This is a genomic window from Streptomyces wuyuanensis, from assembly GCF_900103455.1.
Lineage (GTDB): Bacteria > Actinomycetota > Actinomycetes > Streptomycetales > Streptomycetaceae > Streptomyces > Streptomyces wuyuanensis.
This window is the reverse complement of sequence record NZ_FNHI01000001.1, coordinates 602446-621714: the sequence shown is the minus strand read 5'-3', so window position 1 is coordinate 621714 and position 19269 is coordinate 602446. Positions and strand designations below refer to the sequence as shown.

At 71.3% G+C, this 19269-nt stretch carries 20 protein-coding genes; 16 read left to right on the top strand and 4 right to left on the bottom strand.

The window, feature by feature from the left end:
• Positions 1 to 5 precede the first annotated feature (5 nt).
• The 4 genes from uraH to BLT82_RS02600 all read right to left on the bottom strand — a co-directional run bounded on the left by uraH (position 6) and on the right by BLT82_RS02600 (position 1682).
• Positions 6 to 395 carry a hydroxyisourate hydrolase gene (gene uraH, locus BLT82_RS02615; protein ID WP_093652110.1) on the bottom strand — a complete coding sequence of 130 codons (390 nt, stop codon included), beginning with the start codon at positions 393 to 395 and terminating at the stop codon, positions 6 to 8.
• A complete protein-coding gene (gene uraD, locus BLT82_RS02610; protein WP_167745939.1) occupies positions 392 to 904 on the bottom strand; it encodes a 2-oxo-4-hydroxy-4-carboxy-5-ureidoimidazoline decarboxylase in 513 nt (170 codons plus the stop codon). The genes uraH and uraD overlap by 4 nt, the downstream gene beginning before the upstream one ends.
• A gap of 155 nt (positions 905 to 1059) precedes the next feature.
• On the bottom strand, positions 1060 to 1437 hold the full coding sequence (locus BLT82_RS02605; RefSeq protein WP_093652109.1) for a helix-turn-helix domain-containing protein: 378 nt from the start codon (positions 1435 to 1437) through the stop codon (positions 1060 to 1062).
• Positions 1434 to 1682 carry a hypothetical protein gene (locus BLT82_RS02600; RefSeq protein ID WP_093652233.1) on the bottom strand — a complete coding sequence of 83 codons (249 nt, stop codon included), beginning with the start codon at positions 1680 to 1682 and terminating at the stop codon, positions 1434 to 1436. The genes BLT82_RS02605 and BLT82_RS02600 overlap by 4 nt, the downstream gene beginning before the upstream one ends.
• 192 nt (positions 1683 to 1874) lie before the next feature.
• Here BLT82_RS02600 and BLT82_RS02595 point away from each other — a divergent pair, with 192 nt between their 5' ends.
• The 16 genes from BLT82_RS02595 (at position 1875) to BLT82_RS02520 (ending at position 19071) form a co-directional block, all read left to right on the top strand.
• Positions 1875 to 2903 (top strand): lytic transglycosylase domain-containing protein, encoded by a 1029-nt coding sequence (locus BLT82_RS02595; protein ID WP_244291795.1) that lies wholly within the window; start codon positions 1875 to 1877, stop codon positions 2901 to 2903.
• A gap of 122 nt (positions 2904 to 3025) precedes the next feature.
• Entirely contained in the window at positions 3026 to 4060 is a 1035-nt protein-coding gene (locus BLT82_RS02590; protein WP_093652108.1) for an RNA polymerase sigma factor, read from the top strand.
• Between the two features lie 119 nt (positions 4061 to 4179).
• A complete protein-coding gene (locus BLT82_RS02585; RefSeq protein ID WP_093652107.1) occupies positions 4180 to 5139 on the top strand; it encodes an ABC transporter ATP-binding protein in 960 nt (319 codons plus the stop codon).
• The gene (locus tag BLT82_RS02580; protein ID WP_093652106.1) at positions 5136 to 5906 is read left to right on the top strand and encodes an MlaE family ABC transporter permease; all 771 of its coding nucleotides are present in this window, start codon (positions 5136 to 5138) and stop codon (positions 5904 to 5906) included. Before BLT82_RS02585 ends, BLT82_RS02580 begins: the two co-directional genes overlap by 4 nt.
• 3 nt (positions 5907 to 5909) lie before the next feature.
• Positions 5910 to 6728 carry an MlaE family ABC transporter permease gene (locus BLT82_RS02575; protein WP_093652105.1) on the top strand — a complete coding sequence of 273 codons (819 nt, stop codon included), beginning with the start codon at positions 5910 to 5912 and terminating at the stop codon, positions 6726 to 6728.
• 5 nt (positions 6729 to 6733) lie between these two features.
• Positions 6734 to 8002, top strand: a complete 1269-nt coding sequence (locus BLT82_RS02570) for an MCE family protein (RefSeq protein ID WP_093652104.1) — start codon at positions 6734 to 6736, stop codon at positions 8000 to 8002.
• Complete coding sequence (locus BLT82_RS02565) at positions 7999 to 9033, top strand: MCE family protein (RefSeq protein ID WP_093652103.1); 1035 nt, start codon at positions 7999 to 8001, stop codon at positions 9031 to 9033. The genes BLT82_RS02570 and BLT82_RS02565 overlap by 4 nt, the downstream gene beginning before the upstream one ends.
• On the top strand, positions 9030 to 10010 hold the full coding sequence (locus BLT82_RS02560; RefSeq protein WP_093652102.1) for an MCE family protein: 981 nt from the start codon (positions 9030 to 9032) through the stop codon (positions 10008 to 10010). The genes BLT82_RS02565 and BLT82_RS02560 overlap by 4 nt, the downstream gene beginning before the upstream one ends.
• Positions 10007 to 11170, top strand: a complete 1164-nt coding sequence (locus tag BLT82_RS02555; protein WP_404202664.1) for an MCE family protein — start codon at positions 10007 to 10009, stop codon at positions 11168 to 11170. The genes BLT82_RS02560 and BLT82_RS02555 overlap by 4 nt, the downstream gene beginning before the upstream one ends.
• The gene (locus BLT82_RS02550) at positions 11167 to 12462 is read left to right on the top strand and encodes an MCE family protein (protein WP_093652101.1); all 1296 of its coding nucleotides are present in this window, start codon (positions 11167 to 11169) and stop codon (positions 12460 to 12462) included. The genes BLT82_RS02555 and BLT82_RS02550 overlap by 4 nt, the downstream gene beginning before the upstream one ends.
• Complete coding sequence (locus tag BLT82_RS02545) at positions 12459 to 13730, top strand: MCE family protein (RefSeq protein WP_093652100.1); 1272 nt, start codon at positions 12459 to 12461, stop codon at positions 13728 to 13730. Before BLT82_RS02550 ends, BLT82_RS02545 begins: the two co-directional genes overlap by 4 nt.
• On the top strand, positions 13727 to 14278 hold the full coding sequence (locus tag BLT82_RS02540; RefSeq protein WP_244291794.1) for a hypothetical protein: 552 nt from the start codon (positions 13727 to 13729) through the stop codon (positions 14276 to 14278). The genes BLT82_RS02545 and BLT82_RS02540 overlap by 4 nt, the downstream gene beginning before the upstream one ends.
• Positions 14279 to 14326: 48 nt before the next feature.
• Entirely contained in the window at positions 14327 to 15193 is an 867-nt protein-coding gene (locus tag BLT82_RS02535; protein ID WP_093652099.1) for a hypothetical protein, read from the top strand.
• 221 nt (positions 15194 to 15414) lie between these two features.
• Positions 15415 to 16254, top strand: a complete 840-nt coding sequence (locus BLT82_RS02530; RefSeq protein ID WP_093652098.1) for a TIM barrel protein — start codon at positions 15415 to 15417, stop codon at positions 16252 to 16254.
• A gap of 59 nt (positions 16255 to 16313) precedes the next feature.
• Positions 16314 to 17231 carry a 2-hydroxy-3-oxopropionate reductase gene (locus tag BLT82_RS02525; RefSeq protein ID WP_093652097.1) on the top strand — a complete coding sequence of 306 codons (918 nt, stop codon included), beginning with the start codon at positions 16314 to 16316 and terminating at the stop codon, positions 17229 to 17231.
• Positions 17232 to 17607: 376 nt separating this feature from the next.
• Complete coding sequence (locus BLT82_RS02520) at positions 17608 to 19071, top strand: catalase (protein WP_093652096.1); 1464 nt, start codon at positions 17608 to 17610, stop codon at positions 19069 to 19071.
• Positions 19072 to 19269 lie beyond the last annotated feature (198 nt).

The window sequence follows — 19269 nt, the reverse complement described above, 5'->3', positions numbered from 1 at the left end:
GTCTGCTAGCTCCCTCGGTAAACGGAGTAGCCGAACGGGTTGAGCAGCAGCGGTACGTGGTAGTGCTCGCCCGGCACGACGGCGAACGTGATCGCCACCTCCGGGAAGAACGCACCGCTGTCCCGATTCGCGGGGGCGTCCTGCTGGGCCTCGGCTTGCTTCTTCGCGAAGTACGGCTCGGTCTCGAAGTCGAGCCGTACGTGGGTCGTGCCCTCCGGCAGTGCAGGCAGGTCCTTGCAGCGGCCGTCGGCGTCGGTCGCGGAGCCCCCGAGTGCCGTCCATCCGCCGCCGGAGCCCTCGCGGGCCGACAGGGAGACGGCGACGCCCTCGGCGGGGCGGCCGATGCTGGTGTCCAGGATGTGGGTGGACACGGACGCCGTGGTGTCGGTGCTCATGCGCTCTCTTCCTCCACGAGACGGGCCAGCCGGATCCGGTTGATCTTGCCCAGTTCGGTGCGGACGATCTCCCGCTCCTGCTCGGGCGAGTGGTCGATCCGCTCCCGGACGGCGTCCCTCATCTGCTCACCGGTACGGCCGGTGGCACAGATCAGGAAGACATGGCCGAACTTGTCCTGGTAGGCCAGGTTGAGTTCGAGCATCTCGGCCTTGAGCTCCTCGGAGGCTCCGGCCATCCCGCTCTGCTCGCGGGAGGAGGTCGGGTCCCCGGGCTTCGGCCGGCCGATCGGCGGGTGCCCCGCCATCGCCTCGGCCAGGTCTTCGGCGGTCAGTTCCGCCGTGGCGGCGTCACCTGCGGCGAAGAGGGCTGCGACGGTGGCGAAGGGGCGCTGGGCGAGCAGTCTGCTGCCCCATGCCGAGCTGGCGCACACCTCGTGCAGCACGGCCTGGGCCTCGCTGTCCGTCGAGGTGTTGAACCGGGTGAGGCCCGGTACGGAAGTCGAAGACACGGGAGCCTCCGTGGCTGTTCTGCAAGGTGCGTCGGACGGGCTGCGGATAGCTAACGCCTTCCCCGGACAGCCCGTCAACACTTTGTTGAAAGTTCGTGGACGGAAAAGCCGCCGTCCCGACATTCGGACGGCGGCTGCGTACATGGAGTGTTCACCTACTCACTCCGAGCGGCATTCTCGCGGTTGAGGTAGTTGTAGACGGTGAAGCGGCTGACTCCGAGGGCGCTCGCCACGGTCTCCACACCGTGCCGCACGGAGAAGGCCCCCCGCGCCTCCAGCGTCCGCACGACCGACTGCTTGGTCTTGCGGTCCAACTCCGCGAGGGGCTTGCCGTGCTGCCGCTCCAGCGCGGCCAGGATGTGGTCCAGGGAGTCCGCCAGCTGCGGAAGCCGTACGGCGAGGACCTCCTCGCCCTCCCAGCTCAGGACGACGTCGTCCTCGCGGGCCTCGGCAGGCGTGATCAGCACACCGCCCATGGCGTCCACCAGCGGCTTGACCGCTCGGGCGAATGCGTGGTCGGCAAGCCCGGTCATTCCTCGCCCTCCAGGACGTTGACCTGCAGGGAGACTCGGGTGGCCCCGGTCTCCAGGGCCTTGCGCAGCAGCGCGTCGACCGCGCCCAGCACCTCGTCGGCGCCGCCCTCGGCCGTGTTGCCGAAGGGACCGACGTCCACCGTGTCCAGAGCCGCGCTCTGCACGACCTCGCGGACGGCCAGCGCGTGCGCGGGCGGCTCGTCCAGGTCGAACGGCTCGGTCGTGAACTCCACTCTCAGTCGCACCATGCCCCCACGTTAGTCGGGCCCTCGCGCGCCGTCCTCGGCCCTCCGGGTCCCGGGGGAATCCGCATCGGCCCCGGGTCGGCGCGCGGTCGGCTGCGGAGAGTCCGCATGTCGTGCGACGGAACCGCGCGGGTGCCCCGTAGAGCAGGTGAGGAGCGCTGCGGAGCAGCGGCGCGAGGAGGGGTATGCATCATGACAGGGCGCACGCGCAGAGGTGTCAGGGCGACGGCGATCGCCACCGCGGCCATGGCGGCACTGGCCGGGTCACAGGCGCCGGTACCGGTGGCCGGCGCCTCGCCCCCCGCGAAGCGTCCGGCCCCGCCCGGGCCGGACGTCCTCGGCGACGGCGCGTACCGCACCGAGCTTCCGCCGCTGCGGCGGTCCCCGGCCGGGAGCGGCCCGAAAGGTGCGGAGGGCGCCGGGACCCCGGTGGCTGGCGCGCTGCCCGAGACCGTGTTCGGGGCCTACCGGAAGGCCGAGGAGAGCCTCGCCGTCGGGAGGCCCGGCTGCCGGCTGCGCTGGCAGCTGCTCGCCGCAATCGGGCAGGTGGAGTCCGGGCAGGCACACGGCGGCCGGGTGCGGGAGGACGGCACGACGCTCACCCCGATCCTCGGCCCGCGGCTGGACGGCCACGGGTTCGCCCTCATCAGGGACACCGACGGCGGCCGGTACGACGGCGACACCGTGTTCGACCGGGCCGTGGGCCCGATGCAGTTCATCCCCTCGACCTGGGCGTCCTGGGGCGCCGACGGCAACGGCGACGGGCGCAGCGATCCGGGCAACGTCTTCGACGCGGCCCTCGCGGCCGGGCGGTACCTCTGTGCGGGCGGGCGGGACCTGTCCGAGGAAACGGACCTGGACCGGGCGATTCTCGGCTACAACCACTCCACGGCCTACCTGCGCACGGTCAGGGCGTGGTTCGCGTACTTCCTCGAAGGCCACCGAGTGGTGCCGGACCGCGGCGGCGCACCGGGACCCCGCTCCGAGCCCGAACCGGCGGACACGCCGCGCCCCCCGGCCTCGTCCGCCGGCGCGCCCCGTCCCGGCGGAGGCCGCGACCAGGGGACGCCGGCCCCGCCCTCTTCCCCGCCCGAGCCCAGCGCGTCGCCCTCGCCCTCGCCGGGGGCACCGGCACCCGGGCCGACACCGCTCCCGGTGCCGGCCGACCTCACCGAGCTGCCGGGCTCCGGCGTGCTGCCCGGCCGCCCGGATCCAGGCTGACCAGCAGGGAAACCGAATCGATGCACACCGCCCCCTCCACAACCCCGGCTACCGGACGGTAATCTCCCCCGCGCCGGACCGACCAGCACCCTGTCCGGCCGGGTGAGAGCGAAGGGGCCCTCATGACGACGGAGACGGATGCGGCCCATGAACGGTGGCAGCGCGCGTGGGCCCACCGCGAGCAGTTGCTCAAGGTGGCCCGCCGCAGGTCGATGAGCCTGGAGGACGCCGAGGACGCCGTGCACGAGGCGATGCTGCGTGCAGCCGAGAATCCCCACCTGGACGACGAGCGGCTGGGCGCGTGGCTGACGACGGTGACGATGCGGCTGTGCGTGGACCGCTACCGGCAGGTCAACCGCGAGACCGAGGTGCGCAGCAGCCCGAGACTGCTCACCCCGGTCCCGGCGCCGGTCGAGGAGGTGGTCTGCGACCGCGACGAGGCGAAGTGGCTGGCCCGCCGGAGCGACGAACTGCCCGCCCGCCAGGCCGAGGCCCTCTGGCTGAAATCCGAGGACCTGGACGTCAACCAGGTCGCGGTGAAGATGGGGCTGAGCTACCGGACAGTGGAGTCGCTGCTGGCGAGAGCCCGTCGCACGCTGCGGAATTCGCTGGCCGCCACGCTGGGTCTGGCGCTGTGGCTGATCGGGCGGGGGCGCCCGCAGGGCGGGAACACCCAGGCGGTGGCGGTGGCCTCGACGGCGGCAACGCTGGCGGTGGTGGGCCTGATCCTGCCGTACGCCCATGACGGCGACCGGCCGGCTCCCTCGCGTCCCTCGTCCCCGGCGGTCTCGCAGGCGGCGGACGACGCGCCGGCCGGCCGGGGCCCGCAGCCGACCGCGCCGACCTCCGGCCGGGCGGCGTGGCACGGCGACGGCGCCGAACCGCGCCCGAGAGACCACTCGCCGGCGCTCGTGCCGCTGCCCGAGGTCCCGCTGCCGAAGCTGCCGCTGGGCACCCCACCGGTGCCGGACATCCCGAAGATGCCGGTCGTACCGGAACTGCCGCTGCCCCCGGCCGCCGTGCCCCAGGTCCCGGTGCCCGGTCCGACCGCCGCGGCTTCGGCGACCCTCCCCGCGGACCCGCTGCCCACGGGCCGTGTCCGCGTGCCGGACGCGTCGGCCGGCGTCACGGACCCGGCGTCGCTGTCACACCCGTAGGAGCCGTGCGGAACCTCCGCCGAACACCGCCGTAAAAAACTTCGCCCTTCAGCGACGGACGGCCCGTCCCCCTGCGTAGAGCAGATGTCGGACCGCTCCACGGCTGAAGGGTGAACCGTATGGGTGTCGAGATCGGTGTGGAAGGACTGACCAAGTCCTTCGGCCACCAGGTCATCTGGCAGGACGTCTCCCTGACGCTGCCCGCCGGCGAGGTCTCGGTCATGCTCGGTCCTTCGGGCACGGGCAAGTCGGTGTTCCTCAAGACGCTCGTCGGGCTGCTCAAGCCCGACCGCGGGTCGATCCGGATCGCGGGCACCGACATCACGGCCCTGCGCGAGCACGATCTGTACGAGGTGCGGAAGCTGTTCGGCGTGCTGTTCCAGGACGGCGCGCTCTTCGGGTCGATGAACCTCTACGACAACATCGCGTTCCCGCTGCGCGAGCACACGCGCAGGCCGGAGAGCGAGATCCGTCGGACCGTGCTCGAGAAGATGGACATGGTCGGTCTGATCGGTGCCGAGGACAAGCTGCCCGGAGAGATATCCGGCGGCATGCGCAAACGGGCCGGGCTCGCCCGGGCGCTGGTGCTCGACCCCGAGATCATCCTCTTCGACGAGCCGGACTCCGGGCTGGACCCGGTCCGGGTGGCCTATCTCAACCAGCTGATCGTCGACCTCAACGCGCAGATCGACGCGACGTTCCTGATCGTCACCCACGACATCGCCTCCGCGCGGCAGGTGCCGGACAACATCGGGCTGCTGTTCCGCCGCGAACTGGTGATGTTCGGCCCTCGGGAGAAGCTGCTGACCAGCGAGGAACCGGTCGTACGGCAGTTTCTGGGCGGCCGGATGCAGGGCCCGATCGGCATGGCGGAGGAGAAGGACGCCGCCCAGGTCGAGCAGGAGCTGGCCCAGCTCGGGGCGGACGCGGATCCCGCGCCGCCCGGCGTACCCGACCTGACGCCGCGGCTGCTGCCCACCGCGGGCATCACCCGGCCGCCGCGCTGGGAGGCGATCGCCGACCGGGAGTCGCTGCGGCAGGTGCGGGCCTCGATACGCGGAAAGGCGGCGGGATCGTGAGCCTGTCCCCCACGGGTGCGCTGCGGCATACGGGCAGCCTGTTCGCCATGGGCCTGGACGTGCTGCGCACCATGCCCAAACGTCCCTTCCAGATGAGGGAGTTCATTCAGCAGGCCTGGTTCGTCGCGAGTGTCACGATCCTGCCGACCGCGCTGGTCTCCATCCCCTTCGGCGCGGTCATCGCCCTCCAGATCGGCAGCCTCACCCGTCAGCTCGGCGCCCAGTCCTTCTCGGGCGCCGCGTCGGTGCTCGCCGTGTTGCGCGAGGCGTCCCCCATCGTCACCGCGCTGCTGATCGCGGGAGCGGGCGGCACGGCCATCTGCGCGGACCTCGGCGCGCGCAAGATCCGCGAGGAGATCGACGCGATGCAGGTGCTGGGCATCGACCCCATCCACCGGCTCGTCGTACCGCGGGTGCTGGCGACGATGCTGGTCGCGGTGCTGCTCAACGGGCTGGTGTCGGTGGTCGGCGTGGCCGGCGGCTACTTCTTCAACGTGGTGCTGCAGAACGGCACACCCGGCGCCTACCTCGCCTCGTTCACCACCCTCGCCCAGCTGTCCGACCTGTGGGCGGCCGAGTTCAAAGCCCTGGTGTTCGGTGCGATCGCCGCGATCGTCGCCTCCTACAAGGGGCTGACCGCCAAGGGTGGGCCGAAGGGGGTCGGCGACGCGGTGAACCAGTCCGTGGTGATCACCTTCATGTTGCTGTTCGTGACGAACTTCGTGATGACGGCCGTGTACTTCCAAGTCGTGCCGCAGAAGGGCTGAGCGATGGCACTGATGAATCGTCTGGTGCTGGACCGGCTCGAGGAGCTCGGCACCCAGCTGTCCTTCTACGGGCGTTCGCTGGCGTGGACCGGGCGGACGCTGCGCCGCTACAAGAAGGAGGTCCTGCGGCTGCTGGCCGAAGTGAGCTTCGGCCGCGGCGCGCTGGCCGTCGTGGGCGGCACGGTCGGCGTCATCGCCTTCCTGTCCTTCTTCACCGGCACCGAGGTCGGCCTTCAGGGATACGCGGCGCTGAACCAGCTGGGCACCTCGAACTTCGTGGCCTTCCTCTCCGCGTACTTCAACACCCGTGAGATCGCGCCACTGGTGGCGGGCCTCGCGCTGTCGGCGACGGTCGGCGCCGGATTCACCGCCCAGCTGGGTGCGATGCGGATCAGCGAGGAGACCGACGCCCTCGAGGTGATGGGCGTTCCCTCGCTGCCGTTCCTGGTGACCACGCGGATGATCGCCGGTTTCGTCGCCGTGATCCCGCTGTACGTGGTCGGGCTGCTGTCCTCGTACTTCGCGGCGCGCACCATCACCACCGGCTACTACGGCCAGTCCACCGGCACCTACGACCACTACTTCCAGCAGTACCTGCCACCGGTCGACGTGCTGTGGTCGTTCGGCAAGGTGATCGTCTTCGCCGTCGTGATCATCCTGGTGCACTGCTACTACGGCTACCACGCGAGCGGTGGCCCGGCCGGTGTCGGTGTCGCGGTGGGCCGCGCGGTGCGCACCTCCATCGTCGCCGTCAACATCCTCGACTTCTTCCTCAGTCTGGCGATCTGGGGCGCCAACACGACCGTACGGATTGCGGGGTAGCGCCGATGCGCATTCCAGGACCGTCCTTCGCACGCGCCACCCGGCTGCGGCTCTACGGCATCGCCTTCCTCGTGGTCATGGCGCTGCTGCTGTCCCTGTCCGTGGCCGTGTACCAGCAGGTGTTCACCTCGGTCGTACGGATCACGCTCGAGGCCGACACGCTCGGCAACCAGCTCGATCCGCGGGCCGACGTCAAACTGCGCGGCCTGCTGGTCGGCGAGGTGCGGGGGGTGCGGGCCGACGGCGAGAAGGCGACGGTGGACATCGCGCTCAAGCCGGGACACGTCTCCCGCATCCCGGCCGACGTGCACGCCCGGCTGCTGCCCAAGACGCTTTTCGGCGAGAAGTTCGTCGACCTGGTGCCGCCTCCCGGGCCCACCGGCCGGCCCATCCGGGCCGGTGATGTGATCACCCAGGACCGCACCGAGGTGGGCATCGAGCTGCAGCAGCTGCTGAACGACCTGCTGCCGCTCCTGCGCACCGTACGGCCCGCCGAGCTCAACGCCACCCTGACCGCCTTCGCCACCGCGCTGGAGGGGCGTGGCGACCGCATCGGCGCCAACCTGACCCGCGTCGAGACCTACCTGCGCGCGTTCAACCCCCATATGCCGTCGCTGAAGGAGGACATCGCGCGCTTCGCTGACGTGGCGGAGGTGTACGGGGACGCCGCGCCGGATCTGCTGCGGATCCTGCGCAACTCGGTCACCACCAGCCGCACGGTCGTCGAGCAGCAGGACCGGCTCGCCGAGGCCCTCGGGTCGACCACGACCGTGGCAGGCACGGCGAAGGAGTTCTTCGACGAGAACGGCGACCGGCTCATCACACTCGGCCGGGTCTCCCGGCCCACGCTGGCGCTGTTCGCCCGCTACGCACCCGAGTACCCCTGCCTGCTCGACGGCCTGGTGAAGCAGGAGGCCGCGTCCGAGGAGGCCTTCAGGGGCGGTCGGATGCGCATCACGCTCGAATTCGTCCGTCCCAGGCCCGCGTACCGACCCGGTGAGGAACCGCGCTATGCAGAGCGCTCAGGACCCGATTGCAGGGGCATGCCCAACCCCCGGGTGCCGGCCCCGGACGTCCGTCTCGACGACGGCACGTCGAGGACGGCGGCGGACGGTCCGCCCGGCGGGGCGGGGGTGTCGGCCACCGCGGCCGAGCAACGGGCCGTCGGCTCGCTGGTCGCCCCGGTCCTCGGGATGCCGGCCGACCGGGTGCCGCCCGTGGCGACGCTGCTGTTCGGTCCGATGGCCCGCGGAACGGCGGTGAGCGTCGCATGAGGACGACACGCGCCGATGCCACGGCCGCTCCACTGATCAAGTTCAGCCTCTTCGGATTGGTGACCGTGCTGGCCACCGCTCTGCTCGCGGCGACGATCGTGAACGTCTCGTTCGCCCCCGAGGACTCGTACCGGGCGGTGTTCACCGATGTCACCAGCCTGGAGGAGGGCGACGACATCCGGGTGGCCGGCGTCCGGGTCGGCGAGGTCAGGGACATCGCGATCAGGGAGCGCACGCGGGCCGAGGTGACCTTCACCGTCCGCCGTGACCGGCCGCTGCTGACCAGCACCGGCGCGGTCATCCGCTACCGCAGCCTGGTGGGTTCGCGCTATGTCGCGCTGACCGAGGGCGCGGGCGACGGTACGCGGCTGAAGCCGGGCGGGGTGATCCCGCTGTCCCGTACGAAGCCGGCGCTGGACCTCGACGCTCTCCTCGGCGGCTTCAAGCCGCTGTTCGCCGCGCTGAGCCCGGAGGACGTCAACCGGCTCGCCACCGAGATCATCAAGACCCTGCAGGGCGAGGGGGGCACGGTCGACAGCCTGCTCGCGCACACCGCTTCGCTGACCACCACCCTCGCGGACCGTGACGAGCTGATCGGTTCCGTGATCGACAACCTCAACACCGTGCTGGCGACCCTGGACAAGCGGGACGCCCGGTTCTCCGGGCTTCTCAAGCAGCTCCAGCGGTTGATCTCCGGCCTGTCCGCCGACCGCAAGCCCATCGGCGCCTCGCTGGCGGGCATCGACGGACTGGCCGCGGCCACCTCCGGTCTGCTCGAGGACGCCCGGCCGGCGCTCCGCGACGACATCGCCGAACTGACCGAGCTCACCGGCACGCTCAACAGGAACGAGAAGACCGTGGAGGGCGTTCTGCAACGGCTGCCGGACAAGCTCGACAAGCTGACGGGGACCGCCTCGTACGGCTCCTGGTTCAACTTCTATCTCTGCGACTTCGACGGCCGGATCGTGCTGCCGAGGACCGGGGAGGTCCTCACCCCCGAACTCCGTGTCGCCCGGGCGAGGTGCTCATGATTCCCTTCCGCGACCGCAGTCCCGTGGCGGTCGGAGCCGTGGGCGTCACCACGCTCGCGCTGCTCGCCGTGGCCGCGTTCAACGCCGACAGCCTGCCCGTGATCGGCGACGGCGAGACCTACAGCGCAGCGTTCTCCGAGGCGGGCGGGCTCAAGCCGGGCGACGAGGTGCGGATCGCCGGTGTCAAGGTCGGCAAGGTCGACGAGGTCGACCTGGACGGCGACCACGTGAAGGTGACCTTCCGGATCAAGGGCGAGCCGGGGTTCGGCACCCGGACCGGGGCCGCCATCAGGGTCAAGACGATCCTGGGCGCGAAGTACCTGGCCCTGCAGCCGAAGGGGCCGGGGCAGCTGGCACCCGGCAGCGAGATCCCGCTGGACCGCACGACCCCCGCGTACGACGTCGTGGCGGCCTTCAGCGATCTGACGACCACCACCGAGAAGGTCGACACCGCACGGCTGGCGAAGGCGCTGGAGACCGTCTCCACCACGTTCGAGGACTCGCCGCAGGAGGTGAAGGCGTCCATCAAGGGACTGTCGAGGATCTCGCGGACGGTGGCCTCCCGCGACCAGGCGCTGCGGGAGCTCCTCGACCACGCCAACGGAGTGACCGGAGTGCTCTCCGAGCGCTCGGGCGAGTTCGCCACGCTCGTCAGGGACGGCGACAAGTTGTTCAAGGAGATCACCAGGCGCCGGGCGGCCATCCACTCGCTGCTCAAGAGCTCGGCCGCGCTCGGCGTCCAGCTGTCCGGTCTGGTCGAGGACAACGCGAAGGAGATCGGCCCGGCTCTCAAGGGCCTCAACCAGGTGGTCACCATGCTCGAACGCAACCAGGCGAGCCTCGACCGCAGCGTCAAGCTGCTCGCGCCCTACGTGCGGGTCTTCACCAACACCCTTGGCAACGGCCGTTGGTTCGACAGCTACATCCAGAACATGGTCGCCGCCCCGGTGGTACCGAGGACAGGAGAATCTCAATGAGCCGCATGGGGTCGAGGAGGTTCAGCATCCCGAAGGGGCACGCGCGTCTGGCGCTGTTCGTCGCGCTCACGCTGGTCGCGGGCACGACGGCGGTCGTCCTGTGGCCGCGGTCGAGCCCGGTCCGGGTCACCGCGTACTTCCCTCGTACGGTGGGCATCCACCCGGGCTCGGACGTACGCGTCCTCGGCGTACGCGTCGGTGAGGTCAAGGCGATCACCGCACAGGGCCACCGCGTGCGGGTGGAGCTGGAGTACGACGCGGGCCGCAGGATCCCCGCGGACGCGCAGGCCGCGATCATCAACTCCTCGGTCGTCAGCGACCGTTACGTGCAGCTGCTGCCCGTCTACCGCGGCGGGCCCGCGATGGAGAACGGGGCGGTCATCCCCGAGAGCCGCACGGCGGTCCCGGTCGAACTCGACCGGGTCTTCGACAGTCTGCACACGACGGCCGAGGCGTTCGGTCCGCGCGGAGCCAATGCGGACGGTTCGCTGTCCCGGCTGCTGGGGGTGAGCGCGGACAACCTCGAAGGTCAGGGCGAGCAGCTCCACCGGACGGTCGAGGACCTGTCGCTCGCGGTGACCACGCTGTCGGACGGCCGCAAGGACCTGTTCGGCACCGTCCGGAATCTGCAGGTGTTCACCGCGGCGCTGGCCGCGGACGACAAGAACGTCCGGTCGTTCAACGACAGTCTCGCCGCGGTGGCCGACCAGCTCGCCGGGGAACGCAAGGACCTGGCGGCCGCGCTGCGGCATCTGGGCAAGGCGCTCGGCGACGTGTCCGCCTTCGTGCGGAACAACAAGAAGGCGCTGACGTCCGATGTGAAGGGGCTGAGCAAGGTCACCAAGGTACTGGTCACCCAGCGCGCGGCGCTGGAGGAGCTGCTGGAGGTGGCACCGGCAGGACTGTCCAATCTGCAGAACGCCTACAATCCCTCGTCCGGCACCCTCGACACCCGCAACAACCTCGAACAGGCGCAGGATCCGGCGGCGCTGCTGTGCTCGCTGCTGCGCACCACCGGGGACGCGGGGGGCAAGAACCCCGACTGCAAGGAGCTCGAGGAGCTCTTCGAGACCCTGCCCCGACTCCCCCACGCCACAGCCGTGCCGGGCACGGGCCCGGTCGACCGGACGCTCGGCGGGATCCTGGAGGCCGGCGCATGAGGGGCGTCAGGAGTGCGCTGCGCGGGGGCAGGGCGGCCGCCGTGTGGACCGCCGTGGGCTCGGTCGCGCTCACCGGGTGCGAGTTCAACGGCCTGTACGACGTGGGGCTGCCGGGCGGCGCTGCAGCCGGCGGCGACGCGTACCGGGTCACGGTCGAGTTCGCGGACGTGCTGGATCTGGTTCCGCAGTCGGCCGTGAAGGTCAACAACGTCACGGTGGGCTCGGTCGAGAAGGTCGAGCTGGCCGGCTGGCACGCCCGGGTGCGGTTGCGGGTCGACGGCTCGGTGAAGCTGCCGGGCAACGCGATCGCCGAGCTGCACCAGACCAGCATGCTCGGTGAGAAGTACGTGGCGCTGTCCGCCCCGGTGGAAGCCGTCCCGACGGGCCGGCTCGGCGACGGCGACCGGATCCCGCTGTCCCGCAGCGGCCGCAACCCGGAGATCGAGGAGGTGCTCTCCGCGCTGTCGGCGCTGCTCAACGGCGGCGGTGTCGCCCAGCTCAAGACGATCACCGTGGAGCTGAACAAGGCCCTCGAGGGCCGTGAGAACCGGGTGAAGTCGCTGCTCACCGAGTTGGACACGTTCCTCGCCGGACTCGACGGGCAGCGAGGGGAGATCGTCCGGGCACTGGAGGGAATCGACCGGCTGGCGAAACGGCTCGCCAAGGAGAAGAAGACCGTCGCCACGGCGGTCGACACCCTGCCTGGCGCCCTGAAGGTGCTGGCCGACCAGCGCCGGGACCTGACCGCGATGCTCACCTCGCTGTCGAGGCTCGGCACGGCGGGCACCAAGGTGGTCAACGCCTCGCGGGCCGATGTGGTGGCCAATCTGCGCAGTCTGCGGCCGATCCTGGAGCAGTTGAACAAGGCGGGCAGCGATCTGCCCAACGCTCTGGAGCTCATGACGACGTACCCGTTCCCGCGCAATGCGACGGACGCCGTCAAGGGCGACTACGTGAACCTGTCGATCACCGCCGATCTCGACCTGGCGAGCGTCTACGGCAATCTCGCCGACGAGCCCGAGGAGCCGGGCGCGCCGAAGAAGCCCGGCCCACCGGACGTACCGAAGGCACCGGAACCGCCGGAACTGCCGGAGCCGCCCGGCGTCCCGGTGCCCACCGCGCCGCCGCAGGCCCCGGGCACTCCCTCCGCCCCGCCGGGCGGTACGGGTCCGCTCTGCCCGCCGGTCTGCACCGGCAGTCACGCCGCCTACGGCCGCCCGGACCTCGGCGGCCTGCCGCGGGGAGTCGATCCCGCTCTCGCCGAGCTGATGCTGAAGGGGATGCAACTGTGATCACTCGTACGGTCAAGGCCCAGTTGCTTGCCTTCGCCGCGGTCACCGCGGTCGGTGTGTCGTACGTCGGCGCCCGCTACGCGGGCCTGGCGGACCTGCTCTTCGACCGCGGCTACACCGTGCGTGCCGAGTTCGCGGAGTCCGGAGGCATCTTCTCGGGTGCCGAGGTCACCTATCGCGGGGTGCCGGTGGGCCGGGTCGGTTCCTTGCGCCTGGCCGACGCGGCGGGGGTGTCGGTGGCGCTGGAGATCGAGGACGAGGCCCGGATCCCGGCCGACACGCTGGCGGTGGTGGCGAACCGCTCCGCGGTCGGCGAGCAGTACGTCGATCTCCAGCCTCGAGGCAGCGCCGGGCCGTTCCTGCACGACGGCAGTGTGATCGGCCGTGGTGACACGAGGGTGCCGCTGCCCACCACGGATCTGGTCCTCAGCCTGGACCGGCTGGTCGACTCCGTGGGCAAGGACGATCTTCGGATCACCGTCGACGAGCTCGGGAAGGCCTTCGCCGGTACCGGCCCGCATCTGAGCCGGCTGGTGGACTCGGGCAACAACCTCGTGGAGTCGGCCTACGCCTCGCTGCCCGAGACCACGTCGCTGATCGAGGACTCGCGCACGGTGCTCGCGACACAGGCCGACAAGGGTTCGGCCATCGAGTCCTTCTCCCGCGACCTGGCGGCCCTGACGGCCGAGTTGAAGTCGAGCGACGGCGATCTGCGCAGGCTGATCGGCTCGGCGGCGCCGGCCGCGCAGGAGGTCAACTCGCTGCTGAAGGCGAACGAGACCCATCTGCCCGTACTGCTCGGCAATCTGATCAGCGGCGGACAGGTCACGGTGGCTCGGCTGCCCGGTGTGGAGCAGGCCCTGGTCACCTTCCCGGTGGTCGTCGCGGGCAGCTCCACCGTCATCCCGGGCGACGGCACGACCCACTTCGGCATGGTCACCGGCGCCGACGATCCGCCGCCGTGCCGCCAGGGTTACGGAACCCAGCGGCGCGATCCCGCGGACACCTCCGAGCGCCCCGCGAACACGAACGCGCGCTGCACGGAACCACGCGGCAGTGCCACCTCGGTGCGCGGTGCGCAGAACGCGCCCGGCGCCGCCACGGGCACGGGTGCGGCCCGTGCCTCGTACGTCACCCCCTACGACCCGGAGACCGGCATCACGACCGGCCCGGACGGAACGTTCGTCGAGATCGGCTCGACGGGCGGCGAACAGAGCGTGCTCGGAAAGGAATCGTGGCAATGGCTGCTCGTCGGACCCATGGCATGAACGGGAGCATCCTCGCGCGCCTGCCCCGCTCGCTGCGACTGCTCGGCACGAGGCTCGCGGCCGCGGCGCGGCACGGCAGGGCACTGCCGGCGACGCTGGTGGCGGCGACGGTCGTGACGACGGCGCTGTCCCTGTGGCTCGGCTTCCGGGTGCACGAGCAGCGGGCCGACGAGCAGCGCCGCCAGGACATCCTGGCGGCGGCCCGGCAGTCCGCGCTGAACTTCACCTCGCTCGACTACCGGCGCTACGCGAAGGACAGCGCGAATGTGCTGAAGGGCGCCACCGGCGGCTTCAAGGCTCAGTTCGCCGCGCAGACGGCCCAGTTGACCAAGCTGGTGGCGGCGAACAAGTCCGTGTCGCAGGGGCAGGTGCTGGAGGCCGGCATCGCCCGTTCCGACGAGAGCACCGCCCGGGTGCTGGTCGTCGCCGACAGCAAGGTGACCAACTCGGCGGCCCCGGAGGGCCAGTCCCGTACCTACCGGCTCCAGCTCGACCTCGTGCTCGAGGGCGGCCGCTGGCTGACGTCGAACGTCGAGTTCGTCGGCTGACCCGCGCCCGCCGTCGCGCCAGTACGACCACCAGTGAGGAGAATCCCCGTGGCGAACACGACGACCCGCGGCCGCGGCGCCGGCTCCCCCGCCCGGCGTTACCTGACCGCCGCAGCGCGGGCGGCGGGCAAGCGTGCCGAGCAGGCCCGGCAGACCGGTGACGGAGGGCGGGCAGCGCCCGGCGCCGACGGATCCGTACAGCCCGCCGCCGGTCCCGGCGGTGTGGTGTCCGGGCGGACCCTGCGCGCCGAGGACCCGCCGCCCGAGGGCACCGAACCCGACTGGGAGGCACCCGACTGGGAGGCACCGGACCAGAAGGAGCCCGGCCCCGAGGAGCCGGAGCCGGACGCGGAGTTGCGGGCCGGTGTCCCGGCCGAGCGCGGCGACCGCCCGGAAGGCCGGCGGTCCCCGCGGCGCCGGATGGCGGTCTGCGCGGTACTGGCCGTGCTGACCCTTGCCGGGCTGGTCGTGGCGGCCGTACTCGGCACGGCGTACGCGGACGGCCGGCGTGCCGGCGAGGGGCGGGCCGGGGCCCTGGCGGCCGCGCGGAAGGCGGCACCGGCCGTGCTCTCGTACGACCACCGGCATCTGGACCGGGACTTCGCCGTGGCCCGCGGCCATCTCACCGGGCCGTTCCTCGAGGAGTACCGCAGGACGACCACGAAGGTGGTGGCACCCACGGCGAAGAAGTACCAGGGGGTGGTCACGGCCTCGGTGGTGACGCCGCCCGGTGGCGGCAGCCCCGCGGCCTCGGTGGTGTCGGCCTCGCCCGACCGTGCCGTCGTCCTGCTCTTCGTCAACCAGGTGACGAGGAGTACCCGTGTCGACGGGCCCCGGGTCGATCTGAACCGGGTCCGGATGGAGCTGACCCGGACCTCCGGCGGGTGGAAGGTCAGCGCGGTCGACGCGCTGTAGCCGCCGAGCGGGAGCCGCTGCGCCCCCAGGCGGACGGGACGGTCGTGTGCGGCCGTCCCGTCCGCCTGGGGGCGCCTTTTCGCGCCCGTCCGCCTGGGCCGACGGGCGGGTCCGCATGGCGGCCGGATCACGGACCGGTCTTGACAGCTCTCCCCCACGCCAGGCAATCTTCCATTAAGCAGAAATGAGTTTCCGCAATACGGAAGGAGCGCAACCCCCTCATGGGATACACGGACCAGCGCTTCGATGTGAACCTCTCGATCCTCTTCACGGAACTCCCGCTGCTGGAGCGCCCCGCGGCCGCCGCCGCGGCGGGCTTCACGGCGGTCGAGCTGTGGTGGCCCTGGATCGACACCCCCACGCCCGGCCCGAGCGAACTGGACGACCTGAGGAAGGCGCTCAGGAACTCCGGCACCCGGCTCGTCGGACTGAACTTCTACGCCGGGCGGCTGCCGGGCCCGGACCGCGGCGCCCTGTCGGTGCCCGGCGAGGAGTCGGACCGCTTCCGCGCCAACATCGACGTGGCCGCGGAGTTCGCCGCCTCGGTCGGCTGCAAGGCGCTCAACGCCCTTTACGGCAACCGCGTCGAGGGCGTGGACCCTGCGGTGCAGGACGAACTCGCCCTGGAGAACCTGGTGACGGCGGCCCGCGCGGCCGACCGGGTGGGCGCGATCCTGCTGATCGAGACCCTGAACGAGCCGGAGTCGCCGCTCTACCCGCTGGTGAGCGCGCCCGCCGCGATCGAGGTCGTGGACAAGGTCAACGCCGCCACCGGCCTCGGCAACGCCAAGTTCCTGCTCGACGTCTACCACCTGTCGATGAACGGCGAGGACGTCGCCGCCGTCATCGACGCGTACGCGGCGAAGACCGGCCACGTGCAGATCGCGGACAACCCCGGCCGCGGCGCGCCGGGCACCGGCTCCCTGCCGCTCGAGGAACTGCTCGACCGGCTGAACAAGGCCGGCTACGACGGCTGGATCGGCCTGGAGTACAAGGCCGGCGACCGTCCGAGCGCCCGGTCCTTCGACTGGCTCCCCGAGAGCGCCCGGTCCGCGCGCTGACGCCCGGCCCGCCGTCCGCCGACTCCCCTTCGTACCACCGCTTCAAGAGAGGCACCCCGATGAGCACCCTCGCAGACTCCTCCCGGCCCGGCCTGCCCACGATCGCGTGGATCGGCCTCGGCATCATGGGCTCGCCCATGTCCGAGAACCTGATCAAGGCGGGCTACCAGGTGACCGGCTACACCCTGGAGCAGGAGAAGCTGGACCGCCTCGCGGCCGCCGGCGGCACCGCCGCCGCATCGCTCGCCGAGGCCGTCCGGGACGCCGATGTGGTGATCACCATGGTCCCCGCCTCGCCGCAGGTGGAGGCCATCGCCTACGGTCCGGACGGGATCCTGGAGAACGCCAGGCGGGGCGCCCTGCTGATCGACATGTCCTCGATCACCCCGCAGACCTCCGTCGACCTGGCGAAGAACGCCGCCGGCAAGGGAATCCGCGTACTGGACGCCCCCGTCTCCGGCGGTGAGGCCGGTGCGGTCGAGGCGGTGCTGTCGATCATGGTCGGCGGAGAGCAGGACGCCTTCGACGAGGCGCGCCCGATCCTGGAAGCCCTGGGCAAGACGATCGTCCTGTGCGGCCCGCACGGCTCCGGCCAGACGGTGAAGGCCGCCAACCAGCTGATCGTGGCCGTCAACATCCAGGCCTGCGCCGAGGCCGTCGTCTTCCTCGAGAAGTCCGGCGTCGACCTGCGGGCGGCACTGGACGTGCTCAACGGCGGGCTGGCCGGCTCCACCGTCCTCACCCGCAAGAAGGACAACTTCCTCGACCGCGAGTTCAAGCCGGGCTTCCGGATCGACCTCCACCACAAGGACATGGGCATCGTCACCGACGCCGCCCGCAACGTCGGTGCCGCGCTGCCGGTCGGGGCCGTCGTCGCCCAGCTGGTCGCCTCCCTGCGCGCGCAGGGCGACGGGGGACTGGACCACTCGGCGCTGCTCCGCGCGGTCGAGCGCCTGTCGGGCTCGCCGGTCGCCTGACCCGGCCGACCGCCGCCCGTCCGCCCGGCCCGGTGAGACGTGCCCGGCCGACCGCCGCCCGCCACCCGGCCCGGCGATACGCGCCCGCGGAGCCACCCGGGCGGTCCGCGCCGACCGATCCGGCCGCGCCCGCGGCGGGATCCGCGCCGGAGTGACCGTCCCACCCGTACCGATCCGCAGTTCCCCGGCACGGGGTCGTCCTCGACCCCCTCACACGTCCGGGCCGTGGCCGCGCCGACACCTGTCCTGTCGCGCCCAGGCGCAGCCACGGCCCGGATCCACCCTTCGCTTCAACAAACTGTTGACGTTTTCTCGTACGCGTACTTACGCTCCTGACACCTCAGCAGCTCCCGCACGGAAGGCCGCCCTCCCACCCATGACGCAGCGCGTGCTTACGACCGAGTCCGGCGCTCCGGTCGCCGACAACCAGAACTCCGCCACCGCCGGCGTCGGTGGCCCGCTCCTCCTCCAGGACCAGCATCTGCTGGAGAAGCTCGCCCGCTTCAACCGCGAGCGCATCCCGGAGCGGGTCGTCCACGCGCGCGGCTCCGGCGCGTACGGCTACTTCGAGGTGACGGACGACGTCACCGGCTTCACCCGGGCCGCGTTCCTGGACACGATCGGCAAGCGCACGGAGCTCTTCCTGCGCTTCTCCACCGTCGCCGACTCGCTCGGCGGCGCGGACGCCGTCCGTGACCCGCGGGGCTTCGCGGTGAAGTTCTACACGGAGGAAGGCAATTACGACCTCGTCGGCAACAACACCCCGGTGTTCTTCATCAAGGACCCGGTGAAGTTCCCGGACTTCATCCACTCCCAGAAGCGCGATCCGTTCACCGGCAAGCAGGAGCCGGACAACGTGTGGGACTTCTGGGCGCACGCGCCGGAGGCCACGCACCAGATCACCTGGCTGATGGGCGACCGCGGCATCCCCGCCTCGTACCGCCACATGAACGGCTACGGGTCGCACACCTACCAGTGGACGAACGCCGAGGGCGAGGCCTTCTTCGTCAAGTACCACTTCAAGACCAACCAGGGCATCCGCTGCCTGAGCGGAGAGCAGGCGGCCGAGGTCGCGGGCACGGACCCCAACTCGCACCAGTCCGATCTGCTCCAGGCGATCGAGCGCGGGGTGAACCCGTCCTGGACGCTGTACGTGCAGATCATGCCCGCGGCCGACGCGGCGGACTACCGCTTCAACCCGTTCGACCTCACCAAGGTCTGGCCGCACTCCGACCACCCGCTGCAGCGCGTCGGCCGGCTGGTCCTCGACCGCAACCCGGACAACGTCTTCGCCGAGGTCGAGCAGGCGGCGTTCTCGCCGAACAACTTCGTGCCGGGCATCGGCCCCTCGCCGGACAAGATGCTCCAGGGGCGCCTCTTCGCCTACGCGGACGCCCACCGCTACCGCCTCGGCGTCAACCACACCCAGCTCCCGGTGAACGCGCCGAAGGCCGTTCCCGGCGGCGCCGACAACTACGGCCGCGACGGCTTGATGGCCACCCGCAACGGCTCCCGCCACGACAAGAACTACGAGCCCAACTCGTACGCGGGCCCGGTGCAGACGGACGCCGCCCTGTCGGCCCCGCTGGCCCTGTACGGGCACACCGGCACGCACGCGGCGCCGCAGCACGCCAAGGACGACGACTTCCACCAGGCCGGTGAGCTCTACCGGCTGATGTCGGAGGAGGAGAAGTCGCGTCTGGTGGCGAACATCGCCGGCGGCCTGTCACAGGTCTCCCGCGACGACGTCATCGAGAAGAACCTCGCCCACTTCCACGCCGCAGACCCGGACTACGGCAAGCGCGTGGAGGAGGCGGTCCGCGCCCTGCGCGAGGACTGAGGTCCGCGCGAGGACCGAGGACCGCCCGAGGACCGAGGACCGCCCGAGGACCGCCCGAGGACCGAGGACCGCCCGAGGACCGAGGACCCGCCGCCCCGCCCCCGGACAGCGCCGCGACCGGTGCTGCCGGGGCGGGGCGCCGACACCGAGACCGCGTACGCACGCAGACTGGGAGGTCCCGCGTGCGTACGCCGTCCG